Source organism: Klebsiella sp. F11, from assembly GCF_056712265.1.
Genome location: NZ_CM160060.1, coordinates 72,068 through 84,287, shown reverse-complemented (window position 1 = coordinate 84,287; position 12,220 = coordinate 72,068). Strand labels below are relative to the sequence as shown.

The window sequence follows — 12,220 nt, the reverse complement described above, 5'->3', positions numbered from 1 at the left end:
TAAATGCCTTTTCTCAGAAGTGACCGTCCAGGCGGTCACCGAACTCGATAATAAAGCGGCTCATCGCCATACGCCAGTCCCTCAGAGGCATCGTCCATTTCTGTGAGGCTGCCTGGATGGCCAGCCACACCACCTTTTTCACTGACTCATCCGTCGGGAACACCTTACGCTTTTTGATGGCATGCCGGATCATACTGTTCAGCGACTCAATAGCGTTGGTTGTGTAGATGACTTTGCGGATGTCTGCCGGGTAAGCGAAGAGCGTCGCCAGGTTGGTCCAGTTGGCCTGCCAGCTGCGGCTTATTTGGGGATAGCGACTGTCCCATGCCCCGCAGAACGCATCCAGGGCCTGTAGCCCTGCCTCTTCCGTCGGGGCCTGATAGATGGCCTTCAGGTCACGGGTGACAGCTTTGTAATCCTTCCACGAGACGAACCGCAGGCTGTTGCGCACCATATGCACGATGCACAGCTGGATGCGGGCTTCCGGATACACCGTGTTGATGGCGTCCGGGAAGCCCTTCAGACCGTCGACACAGGCGATGAGGATGTCATTCAGGCCGCGATTCTTCAGTTCTGTCAGCACATTGAGCCAGAACTTCGCACCCTCGTTTTCGGCCAGCCACATCCCCAACAGTTCTTTCTGGCCTTCGATATTGATACCCAGCGCCAGGAACACGGATTTATTGATGACGCGGCTGTCCTGCCGGACTTTCAGGACGATACAGTCAAGATAAACAATGGGACAGACTGCATCCAGTGGACGATTTTGCCATTCGACAACCTGCTCAATGACAGCATCGGTGACCTTTGAGACCAGGGCCGGTGAGACATCCGCGTCATACAGCTCTTTGAACGCCGCGGCTATCTCACGGGTGGTCATCCCTTTGGCGTACAACGATAAAATCTGGTTATCCATCCCGGTGATCCGGGTCTGGTTTTTCTTCACCAGTGATCTTGACCCGCCATCTCCGGACAGCTTTTGTATCTTAAGTTAACGATGCCCGCTGCCGCCGGTACTCTCTCGGAGAGTGATATCCCAGCGCACTGTGCGGGTGATTTTCATTGTAGTGATTGAACGCCGCTGCAAGGTTCTGTAGCGCTGTTCCCACATCTGGTTTTGGCATGAACGCGATGTAATCTTCCTTCATCGTTTTCACGAACCGTTCGGCCATGCCGTTACTTTGTGGGCTGCTCACCGCTGTTGTACACGGCTCCAGATTCAGTTCTCGCGCGAACTTCTTCGTTTCATGCGCGGTGTACGCTGAACCGTTATCTGTCAGCCACTGCACTGGTTTACCCGGCAGCGTGCTACCGAAGCGCCTTTCCACTGACCTCAGCATCACATCCTGTACCGTTGAACTGTCGTAGCCTCCCGTGCTCGCTGCCCAGTCTATGGCCTCCCGGTCGCAACAGTCCAGTGCGAACGTCACCCGAAGCTTCTCGCCGTTGTCACAACCGAACTCGAAGCCGTCTGAACACCAGCGCATATCGCTTTCCGCTACCGCGATTTTGCCTTTATGCTCCCGCTTCGGACGCTCTGGTTTATCACGCAACAACAGCAGGTTATGCTCGCTCATTATCCTGTAAAGCCGTTTGGCGTTCACCGGTGGAAGTCCCTCTACACGGCGTTGCTTACGCAGGATACCCCACACCCGCCGGTAACCGTAGCTGGGCATGTCGCTGATGATGCCGAGGATCTCCGACAGTATCTCTGCATCAGCTTCGTCATTACGCTGGTTGCTGCGCCTGTCCTGCCAGTCGGCAGAGCGGCTCACCCGCAGTGATAACTGCGCACGCGACACGCTCATGGTGCGACTAACCAGAGCTATTCCCCGTCCTTTGGCAACAAGGGCGCGTGCGCTATCCATTTTCGCGACTGGCCGTACTCCACCGCTTCTTTGAGGATCTCAACTTCCATCGTCTTCTTACCCAGGAGACGCTGTAGTTCCCGGACCTGTTTGAGTGCAGTCGCCAGCTCCGAAGCCGGAACCACTTCCTCTCCGGCCGCAACGGCGGTGAGGCTACCTTCCTGATATTGCTTCTTCCATTTAAACAGCAGACTGGGCTGAATACCGTGCAGACGAGCAACGTGGGAGACATTCATACCCGGCTCCATTGTTTGCTGGATGATGGCAATTTTCTCTTGCGGAGTCTTACGCTTACGGGCTTCTTGCCCTAACAGGATCCCGGTCATCTCAAAATTAACATGGTTGTTAGACATATATTTAAGCCTATCTCTTATCTGGAGATACAGCTACTGTCCGGTGTTTCAGGGGGCTACATCATAGAGACACAAAAACTTAATTCTCATAACGTCAAAAGCAGTGATCCTGAGCGTCGGAATCCGTGGTCGGATTCATCGGAATATGCACGCAGCCTGCGGGAACAGCGTGACGACCTCGGCGCGTGTCAAGGTAGTTGTCGCCTCAGTTAATTCATGCAGCCAGGGTTTCCCGCTCCGGATTTAGCCACACCTCATCCTGTCGGCTCCAGTTGCGCGTTGGCCCAGACCAGCGATGCGGGGTCTGCATTTTTGCTGCTTCATACACCGATTTCCGTTGTGCAAGCAGCGCATGATCTTCACCCCTGTGCCGCTGGCCTGGCGTGACGTAGCGGATGCCGCTGTGCCGGTGTTCTTCGTTGTACCAGCCGACGCGCGCATCTTCCAGCGTCGCGAACCCCTTATCCGGCCATGCCGGCACGTATTTCAGCGTCCTGAACAGTGACTCTACATGTGCGTTGTCATTGCTCACCCGCGGCCGGCTGTGTGACGGCGTGATCTTTAGTTCTGCAAGCTTCACCTGCAGCACCTGCGACTTCATTGGCGCACCGTTATCTGCATGCAGCACCAGCGGCTCCTGCCAGCAACTCTCGCTCAGCACCGTCCGTTTCAACAGATCTGCCGCATACTCACCGCTTTCAACCAGGTACACTTCGTAACCCACGATTTTACGACTGAATACATCTTCTATCAGGTACAGGTAGAACCAGTGGCCCGCCGTCTGCGACTTCAGCCAGGTGATGTCCCATGACCACACCTGTCTGGGGGCTGTCGCCTTCCAGGTCGACAGTGGTTTGCTCTGCGGGGCCTTCTGCCGGCCACGGTGCGTGGTTTCTCCCGCTCGCCGCAGCACCCGGTAGAACGTTGATTCACTGGCGATATAGCGGTTCTCATCAGCCAGCACCGGAACGATTTGCGATGGCGGCAGGCTGGCGAACCGGGGTTCATGGCAGATGGCCAGCACCTGCTTTTCCTCTTCAGCACTGAGCTTGTTTTTCGGGGCCGGCCGTGGCGTCGAGGTTCGCCGAACGTCCGGTATCTGCTGCCAGCGTTGCAGGGTCCGCTCGCTCAGCCCAACGCAGCGGGAGGCTTCACTCAGTCGGGCCCCGCCAGCGACGGCTTCCTGCACTATCGTCATCAACCGTAGCCTGCCGGCAGTGCGCGTCATTCGACCTCGTTTTATTCGTCGAACAACGCCTTCAGCTTTTTTTCCAGGAGCAACAGCGCTGCAGCTTCGGCAAGCGCTTTATCCTTACGGGCAATTTCACGGTTAAATTGTTGGTTTTCTTTTCTTAATCGTTTTATTTCGGCTTTTTCTTCTCGCTGACCGGGTTGCATTAACTCGTCCTTCCACTGCTGAATTTTCTCAGGATACAGGCCCTTACGGCGACAGTATTCAGCTACAGCATGGGCAGAAAGCGGGGTCGTTTCAGCCAGTACAGCAAAACGCGCTTCCTGAGACCACTCACTGGGAGGTGTTTTCTGTCCGGATACCGGCAGAGTGGAAATATGCTGTGGTCGAATAATCAGGACACTAAACTTACATCCAAAATGGAGGTGTTTAGTGAATCAGAAGCGAAAATTTACGCCAGAATTTAAGAAGGAAACGGTGGCCCTGGTGCTGACGCAAAATTACTCCATTGCGCGTGCCGCAACTTCTTTGGGGATCAGCGCCAAAACATTGCGCAGTTGGGTCGCCGCCGCGCGCCAGCGCCATGAAAGTCCGCTTAGTGAAGATGAACAAGCTGAACTCCGAAGGCTACGTCTAGAAAACAAAGAGTTACGCATTGAGAAGGAAATATTAAAAAAGGCGAGCGCCTTCTTTGCGAAGCACATGTCGTGAGATACCAGTTTATCCTCGATAACGCAGGTAATTACAGGCTACGGACGCTTTGTCGCGTGATGCGCATTAGCCCGTCCGCATGGTATGCCTGGCGAAAAAAGCCGATAGCCTGCCCGTCGAAAGATACCGCAGTCAGGGTGATGCTCAAGGCGTTATTCTCTGCCAGTCGGGAAAGTGCCGGGAGCCGAACGCTGGTTAAAAAGCTCCGTGAAGAAGGCGTCACCATAAGTCGTTGGCGCGTTAGAAAAATCATGAGCGAAGAGGGACTTCTCTGCCGGCAACGCCGTGCCTGGAAGGTCACAACGAAACCGAAGAAAGGGGCTGATTTTGCACCAAATCTGTTGAATCAGAACTTCAATCCTCCCGGACCGGACCAGATATGGGTGAGTGATATTACGTATCTGAAAACGGGTGAAGGCTGGTTGTACCTGGCTGCGATCATGGATTTATATTCCCGCCGGATCGTCGGTTGGCACATTGACAAGAGAATGACATCGTCGCTGGTTTGCCGGGCTCTCATGCAGGCTTACAACCTGCGCAATCCACCGACAGGACTGGTCGTCCATACCGATCGTGGAGCGCAGTATACCAGCAAGCGCTTCCAAACGCTGTTAACCAGTTACGGACTCAGAAGCAGCATGGGAGATGTTGGCGCCTGCTGGGATAACGCGGTAATGGAGCGTTTTTGGGGCAGTTTGAAACATGAATGGATGCTGTTGATCCCGCAGCAGACGCGGGCAGGTATGAAACGTGATGTTGCAGACTATATGCGTTATTACAATCTTGACAGAAACCATGCTTCGAATGGGTATTTATCGCCAGTGCGATATGAACAGATGGCTGAGAAAAAAGTGTCCTGTTTAACTTGACCAGATCAATACCCGCCTCTGAGCGCCAGTGGTAAAGCGTTTTTATTGGGATCTCCTCCTGGCGTGATAACTGGCTGACTGGTTGATTATGCGGTGGAAGCATTCTGGCGATCACAGCCGCTTTACGCTCAGGTGAATAGATTTTCATTGTCGTCTCCGGCCCCCTAGATTTTTTTCAGTCAGAGGCGACAACTACCCTGACATGGGGGGGCGAATTAAATCGGAATCAATGGTCGGTTTGGGTCGGAAAACGCAAGCAGGCCGTCCTCGAAGAATGTACGCCAGATACCGTCACGGTGCTCATCGTCAATTTCGTTAACAACATCATCAAAGATGATGACTGGACAGCCCTCGAGATCGGTAAGAATGTAGTCTACGGACATCAAAGGTGTCGGTTGCTGCAGATCATGGGATGATCGACAATACGGCTTATCGCCTGCGCCAGGGACTCCGCACTATCTTGTGTTAGGCAATTAGCACGTATCATGCGATATCCCAACGCAAGGCTGAACTGCCAATCCAAGTCGAATAAATGATAGTGGCGCCCGTCCTGTGGATCACACCATTGCACAGCAGGATCTTCATAAGCTGCGCCGATGAAATCTATGTACGAGCCAAATGGCGGCATTTCTTGCAATGGTAGATCCGAATCAGGCACACAGGGAGCTAGTAGATCCTCACCGGCACCTACAAATGGCTTAGAACCATCGTAGGCCAACAGCACTAAGCAGAAACTGGTCGGGTGGTCATCGTACTCGGAGCGCGCTCTGGTATCCAGGCAAGCGCGTGCCGTAGGGCCTAAGTAGTAGTGCGGGCTACTCCAATTGCTCTGCTCATCATGCGAAAAAAAATATGGTTCGAGATCCACACCATGGGCAGCCATCAATGCAAATGTTTCGCGAATAGTATCATTATGCCGCACGGGCAAAGCATCCGGCAAATAACCTGACGCCTTGTACCGCTGGATTACATCACCTGTATTGCGTGCATCACTGCAGCATAAGTAAGAATTAGCTTCTTTGCTAGCTATTGCGATGCTCAGATTGTACAAATCTTCATATGGCACAAGGTCTCCACGTAGCTCCAATATATAGCGATCGGTCAACAGACGCTCTTCGAGTGCTGGCCAGTCAGGCGGCGACAAATGCGGATAACGAGGAAATATGAACTGGTGGTGTGTGGACATATAAGATGTTCCTCCGGGTGAGGGTAGAGTCTTAGTACGAGGTGTAAATTCGGCAGTATGGTGGAGGCCATCGGCTTATCCGGTAAGGTAATGATTATGAAGACAATCATGTACAGGGTCAAGAGTGTAAATTTGGGTATCATATGTGACCGCTCTAGACCCTGTACATGATTCTGTGTAAATGCCTTTTCTCAGAAGTGACCGTCCAGGCGGTCACCGAACTCGATAATAAAGCGGCTCATTGCCATACGCCAGTCCCTCAGCGGCATCGTCCATTTCTGTGATGCCGCCTGGATTGCCAGCCACACCACCTTTTTCACCGCGTCGTCTGTCGGGAATACCTTCCGTTTCTTGATTGCATGCCGGATCACGCTGTTCAGCGACTCGATGGCGTTGGTCGTGTAGATCACCTTGCGGATGTCTGCCGGGTAAGCGAAGAACGTCGTCAGGTTGGTCCAGTTTGCCTGCCAACTCCGGCTTATCTGCGGGTAGCGGCTGTCCCAGGCACTGGAGAACGCTTCCAAAGCCTGCAAGCCGGCCTCTTCCGTGGCAGCCTGATAGATGGCTTTCAGGTCACGGGTCACTGCTTTGTAGTCCTTCCAGGAGACGAACCGCAGGCTGTTGCGCACCATATGCACGATACACAGCTGAATGCGGGCTTCCGGATACACCGCGTTGATGGCGTCGGGGAAGCCTTTCAGCCCGTCAACACAGGCGATGAGGATATCGTTCAGACCACGGTTTTTCAGCTCTGTCAGCACATTAAGCCAGAACTTCGCACCCTCATTTTCGGCCAGCCACATACCCAGCAGTTCTTTCTGGCCTTCGATATTGATACCCAGTGCCAGGAACACAGATTTGTTGATAACGCGGCTGTCCTGCCGGACTTTCAGGACGATACAGTCAAGATAAACAATGGGACAGACTGCATCCAGTGGACGATTTTGCCATTCGACAACCTGCTCAATGACAGCATCGGTGACCTTTGAGACCAGGGCCGGTGAGACATCCGCGTCATACAGCTCTTTGAACGCGGCGGCGATCTCACGGGTGGTCATCCCTTTGGCGTACAACGATAAAATTTGGTTATCCATCCCGGTGATCCGGGTCTGGTTTTTCTTTACCAGTTGAGCCATCGCGATCGCGCGGTGTACGCAGCTCCAGCGGGCCATCGCCAGTGATAACTGTCTTTTGGGTATAGCCGTTGCGGGCGTTGGTCGCCGGTTTGGGCTGATGTTTATCGTAGCCGAGGTGATGGGTCATTTCGGCGTTGAGCGCCGCCTCAACACTGATTTTTTTGAGCAGGCGATCGAACTGGTTGAGATCGTCAGGGGTTTTGAGATTTTTGGCCAGTTCATTAGCCAGAGCCTGCAACTGTTTTTCGTCCATAAATTAACCTGTTTTTGATGTTGGATTGAACATATCAAAATCAGGCAATTACACAAATCTATGTACAGGCTCTTTATACAAAAAGTTCATACTCAATTGGGCAGATATCGCTCCTTTGATATTTCCCGGTGTAGATATACTTAATGGCTCCGGAGCTGACTGGTTGATTCATCATAAAGATAAAATGCTCCGGAGCACATGCTTCACTTTTGCCCATAGTAGGCGTTTGGCCCGTGCTTACGCATAAAGTGTTTGTCCATCAGCCAGCGATCTATGGGCTTCAGCTGCGGATTGATGTTACGAGCCATCCAAGCTATCCGCGCCACTTCTTCCATCACCACTGCGTTGTGTACCGCATCGTGAGCATCTTTTCCCCAGGCAAAAGGCCCGTGCTGATGCACCACAATCCCTGGCGTATGCAGCGGCTCCACCGCGCCTAGGGTTTCGATAATCACGAGCCCGGTGTTCAGCTCGTAAGCCTCTTCAACCTCCCTGGCGCTTAACGCCCTGGTGCAGGGAATGTCACCCAAGAAGTAGTCCGCATGGGTCGTACCTAGTGCGGGAATGGCCAGCCCCGCCTGCGCCCAGGCCGTTGCGTGCGTTGAGTGGGTATGCACCACGCCACCGAGATCCGGATAGCGACGGTACATCGCCAGATGTGTGGCAGTATCGGAAGAAGGACGGTACTGGCCTTCAACCACGTTGCCTTCCAGATCCACAACCACCATATCGTCGACTTTCATGGACTCGTAAGCGACGCCGCTGGGCTTAATCGCCACCCGCCCGCATTCGCGGTCGATAGCACTAACGTTGCCCCAGGTAAAGGTCACCAGCCCATAGCGTGGCAAATCCATATTGGCTTCGAAGACCTGCTGTTTGAGCTTTTGCATTATACCACCTCCACCAGGCCAGATCTGGCCATCTGAGCCTTCACCCAATCGCGCGCCTTCGCCACTTCAGCTGCAGGATCGTCTGTTGTTTCGCTCCACATTTCAATCAGGTAAGGTCCGCAGTAACCGGTTTGTTTAAGCGTTGCGAAACAGCGTTCGAAATCAACAATTCCTTCGCCAAACGGGACGTTTTTAAACACGCCGGGTTTAGTGTCCTTCACATGCACCGCCACGATATGCCCTATCCCGGCCTGCAGCTCCATCTGCACATCGTTATCCCATGCCGACAGGTTGCCAATATCCGGATAAATCTGGAACCAAGGATTATTCAGATAATGAGCGTATCCCAGCGCCTTACTGATCGAATTCATCAACGGGTAATCCATGATCTCCATTGCCAATGTGACCTGCGCACGGCTCGCCATTTCGACGCTCTCTTTTAGCCCGTCGCGGAAACGACGGCGCGTCTCGTTGTTGGCTTCCTGATAGTAAACGTCGTAACCCGCCAGTTGGATAACGCGAATACCCACATCCTGCGCCAGCCGAATCGCTTTGCGCATAACCTCCAGGCCCTGAGTCCGAACCGCGTCGTCTTCGCTACCGAGCGGAAAGCGGCGATGGGCGCTCAGGCACATAGAGGGTACCCGCACCCCGGTTTCAGCAATCGCGTTGACCAGCGCAAGGCGCTGCTCCCAGCTCCAGTCGAGCCGCTCCAGACGGGCGTCAGTTTCATCTACCGACATTTCGACGAAATCAAAGCCGAGCTCTTTCGCCAGCCGCAGGCGTTCCTGCCAGCACTCTCCTGCTGGGAGCGCTTTTTCATAGATGCCGAGCGGGATTTGTTTTGACAGCATGACCGCTCCTTAGCCCCACAACTGGGCGATAGAACGTTTAAACTGTCGGGCGGCTTCTACCGGGGAAGCAGCGTCGCGAATACTGCGACCGGCGATAAAGACGTGAATGGGAATACCTTTAAACAGCGGTAAGTCTTCCAGCGCCAGGCCGCCGGTGACGGTGACTTTAAAACCCATTTCGGACAAGCATTTGATAGCGCTGATATCCGCCTCGCCCCACGCCACACCGGCCGCCTGGGCATCCCGGCTACGGTGATAGACCACCTGCTGAATACCCGCTTCGCGCCACTCCTGTGCCTGCTCCCAGGTCCAGTAGCCGGTCAGTTCGATCTGGACGTCACCGTTGAACTCTTTCGCGACGTCCAGCGCGCCTTTGGTGGTATTGATGTCCGCGCAGCAGATCACGGTGACCCAATCGGCGTTGGCTTCAAAGCACATGCGGGAGAGAATTTTACCTGCATCGGCGATTTTGGCGTCCGCCAGCACGATTTTATTGGGATAGAGCGCCTTCAGATCGCGAACGGCGCGTACGCCTTCAGCCACACAAAGAATGGTACCGACTTCAATAATGTCCACTTCATCGGCTATGAGGCGCGTCGTTTCATACGCGGAAGACATGGATTGGTTATCGAGCGCAACCTGCAACATAGGTAATGACATTTTAGTGTTCCTTTTAAACGGCTGCTGCCGTGGCGTTATCAATTAATTCCAGCACTTCCTGCGCGGTGCGGCAGGTGCGTAAACGGTCAAAATTTGCTTCATCTTCAAACAGATTGACGATCTGCATGATGCCGATTTCCTGATGGGTATTGGCATCCACGGCCGCCATGGTGATCAGAATATCGACCGGGTCGTTATCCTCATGATTAAAAACCAGCGGCGTTTTCAGCGTGACCAGCGCAAAACCGGTTTTCTTAACTCCCTCTTCCGGGCGACCGTGCGGCATCGCCAGACCGGGAGCAATCACAAAATAGGGGCCATGCTGGGCTATGCCATCCAGAATGGCCTGGTAGTAGCGCGGCTCTACGACATCAGCCTGCACCAGTAAATCAACGCCCAGCTTTACAGCCTCCTGCCAAGTACTGGCATCAGCCTGCAAAAGGATGGAGTTATTCTCCACAAGCGAATCACGTAATTTCATTTGACGTCCTTACTTCACATCCTGCGGGAAATGCGCTTTGATTACTTCCAGCAGTTTTGGGCCAAAATCCGCCGGCGACAGCATGTTGCGCACGCCAACCACGTATTTGTTGCCAGAGACGCTAATCTCACCGGCAATATGAGTGGAGGCAATGATGATATCCGCACCGCCTAATTCACTTTTGTATTCACCCACCGCGCAACTGTTCACGGTGTGATCGATATTTGACTGAGTCAAAAACTGGTCCACCTTCATCTTCATGATCATGGAACTTCCTTGCCCATTGCCACATACAGCCAGAATACGTACGGTCATAGCCAAAACTCCTTATTGAGCAGAAGCATCTGCCGGTTGTTTTTCCGCGTCCTCTTCAGCACGCAGCGTGCGCCCTGCGAAGAACATATAAGCCAGTGCAATAATAATGATGATGACGGCCATAAACGCGATACCGATGGAGGCAAAGCCCTGCATCATCGGCGGCGCCAGAATTGACCAGTCCGCCATGCCCATCCAGGCGCTCATACCGGTCAGCTTCACCGCCCAGACGCAGCCAAAGATTTCAATCATCCCCATGACCAGACAAATCTTGAGCGCCGCGCGCCAGCCGCCAAAGTGGTTAGCAAACACGCCGATGGTGGCGTTAGAGAAGAACATCGGGATAAAGCCCGGAATAATCAGAATGGATGAACCGAAGCCGACCAGAATACCGACGGCGATCAGCTGGCCGATGGTGCCCCACATAAAGCCCCAGACTACGGCGTTTGGCGCAAAGCTATAAATCGCGGCACAGTCAATCGCCAGCACGGCACCGGGGATCAGGCGCTGGGAGATACCGTTGAACGCTTCAGAGAGCTCGGCGACGAACATGCGTACGCCCTGGGTGATAATGAAAATAGCGACGGCGAACGAGAAGCCGGTTTGCAGGATATAGATCGTCCAGTGGGTTTTACCCGCCATCGCCTGTACGGTGTCGATGCTGAAGGAGAGCAAAATCGCGCCGAAGAAAATGGTCATCACGATGGCCGTGGAGACGATGTTGTCGTGAAAGATGTTCAGCCAGCCCGGCAGCTTGAGATCCTCAACGCTCTCCTCTTTTTTACCCAGATACGGGGCGACCTTGTAAGCAATCCATGAAGCGAACTGCTGCTGGTGTCCGATGGAGAAGCCGCAGCCGTCGGTCACTTCCTGGGTCGGCTTATACATCATGTTTGAGGTAATGCCCCAATAGAGCGACACCAGCACCGCCGTGCAGATAATCGTCGTCCACATCGGATAGCCGAAGATATAAAAAGAGACGGCAATCAGCCCCGCCTGCTGGAACATGATGTGCCCGGTCAGCATGATGGTACGAATACCGGTAATACGCCGCAGCAGGACATAACAAATATTCAGCGCCAGGGCTAACAGCACGGCATAGCCCACCCAACTGTAGGCATCGCCCATCCGTTCAATAGTCGCCATCATGGAGGCGTAGGTATCAGAGATAGCGCCGTTGATGCCGTAAACTTCAGACATTTTCGCCACCACCGGTTTAAACGTGCTGGTCAGAATGCCGGAGCCGGCCTGCAACAGCATAAAACCGATAATGGTTTTAATTGTCCCTTTAACGATAATGCCGGCGCTTTTACGCAGCAGGATATAGCCCAGGCAGGTCACAATACCCAGCAGCAGCGGGGCATTGGTCATAACCTGGTTAAAGAACACGGTAAAGATGTGGTAGAGAATCTCCATAACACACTCCAGAAGGTGGACGCTCTGAATGTACGC

12 protein-coding genes and 2 pseudogenes are annotated in these 12,220 nt (G+C 53.6%); 1 reads left to right on the top strand and 13 read right to left on the bottom strand.

Features of this window, described 5'->3' with window-relative positions; translation table 11 throughout:
* Positions 1-13: 13 nt before the first annotated feature.
* The 4 genes and pseudogenes from AC1M2H_RS00480 to AC1M2H_RS00465 form a co-directional block, all read right to left on the bottom strand.
* Positions 14-949 (bottom strand): annotated as a pseudogene (locus AC1M2H_RS00480) (IS256 family transposase); the annotation flags it as partial.
* Positions 950-986: 37 nt separating this feature from the next.
* Positions 987-2,194, bottom strand: a protein-coding gene (locus tag AC1M2H_RS00475; RefSeq protein WP_480151872.1) for an IS3 family transposase whose coding sequence is annotated in 2 segments (ribosomal slippage) — positions 987-1,873 and positions 1,873-2,194 — 1,209 coding nt in all. Because the reading frame shifts where the segments join, the coding sequence is not laid out codon by codon here.
* A 241-nt stretch (positions 2,195-2,435) separates the two neighbouring features.
* Positions 2,436-3,449 carry an IS3 family transposase gene (locus AC1M2H_RS00470; protein WP_480149900.1) on the bottom strand — a complete coding sequence of 338 codons (1,014 nt, stop codon included), beginning with the start codon at positions 3,447-3,449 and terminating at the stop codon, positions 2,436-2,438.
* A gap of 11 nt (positions 3,450-3,460) precedes the next feature.
* Entirely contained in the window at positions 3,461-3,718 is a 258-nt protein-coding gene (locus AC1M2H_RS00465) for a hypothetical protein (RefSeq protein WP_480152060.1), read from the bottom strand.
* 88 nt (positions 3,719-3,806) lie between these two features.
* On the opposite strand from AC1M2H_RS00465, the gene AC1M2H_RS00460 reads away from it, so the two are divergent.
* Positions 3,807-4,993 (top strand): IS3 family transposase gene (locus tag AC1M2H_RS00460; RefSeq protein WP_480152059.1). Its coding sequence is split into 2 segments (ribosomal slippage): positions 3,807-4,083 and positions 4,083-4,993, totalling 1,188 coding nucleotides; the frame shifts between segments, so codons are not numbered across the junction.
* Between the two features lie 215 nt (positions 4,994-5,208).
* Here the strand turns inward: AC1M2H_RS00460 and AC1M2H_RS00455 are convergent.
* The 9 genes and pseudogenes from AC1M2H_RS00455 to ulaA form a co-directional block, all read right to left on the bottom strand.
* Positions 5,209-5,376 (bottom strand): hypothetical protein, encoded by a 168-nt coding sequence (locus AC1M2H_RS00455; RefSeq protein WP_480149899.1) that lies wholly within the window; start codon positions 5,374-5,376, stop codon positions 5,209-5,211.
* Complete coding sequence (locus tag AC1M2H_RS00450; protein ID WP_480149898.1) at positions 5,376-6,179, bottom strand: hypothetical protein; 804 nt, start codon at positions 6,177-6,179, stop codon at positions 5,376-5,378. The genes AC1M2H_RS00455 and AC1M2H_RS00450 overlap by 1 nt, the downstream gene beginning before the upstream one ends.
* Positions 6,180-6,370: 191 nt before the next feature.
* Positions 6,371-7,568, bottom strand: a pseudogene (locus AC1M2H_RS00445) (IS256 family transposase).
* A gap of 203 nt (positions 7,569-7,771) precedes the next feature.
* Positions 7,772-8,458, bottom strand: a complete 687-nt coding sequence (locus AC1M2H_RS00440) for an L-ribulose-5-phosphate 4-epimerase (RefSeq protein WP_480149897.1) — start codon at positions 8,456-8,458, stop codon at positions 7,772-7,774.
* Positions 8,458-9,312, bottom strand: a complete 855-nt coding sequence (locus AC1M2H_RS00435; protein ID WP_480149896.1) for an L-ribulose-5-phosphate 3-epimerase — start codon at positions 9,310-9,312, stop codon at positions 8,458-8,460. Before AC1M2H_RS00435 ends, AC1M2H_RS00440 begins: the two co-directional genes overlap by 1 nt.
* Positions 9,313-9,321: 9 nt before the next feature.
* A complete protein-coding gene (ulaD, locus tag AC1M2H_RS00430; protein WP_480149895.1) occupies positions 9,322-9,972 on the bottom strand; it encodes a 3-keto-L-gulonate-6-phosphate decarboxylase UlaD in 651 nt (216 codons plus the stop codon).
* Between the two features lie 13 nt (positions 9,973-9,985).
* A complete protein-coding gene (gene ulaC, locus AC1M2H_RS00425; RefSeq protein WP_480149894.1) occupies positions 9,986-10,453 on the bottom strand; it encodes a PTS ascorbate transporter subunit IIA in 468 nt (155 codons plus the stop codon).
* Positions 10,454-10,462: 9 nt separating this feature from the next.
* Entirely contained in the window at positions 10,463-10,768 is a 306-nt protein-coding gene (gene ulaB, locus AC1M2H_RS00420; protein ID WP_480149893.1) for a PTS ascorbate transporter subunit IIB, read from the bottom strand.
* 12 nt (positions 10,769-10,780) lie between these two features.
* A complete protein-coding gene (ulaA, locus tag AC1M2H_RS00415) occupies positions 10,781-12,184 on the bottom strand; it encodes a PTS ascorbate transporter subunit IIC (protein WP_480149892.1) in 1,404 nt (467 codons plus the stop codon).
* Between the last annotated feature and the right edge of the window lie 36 nt (positions 12,185-12,220).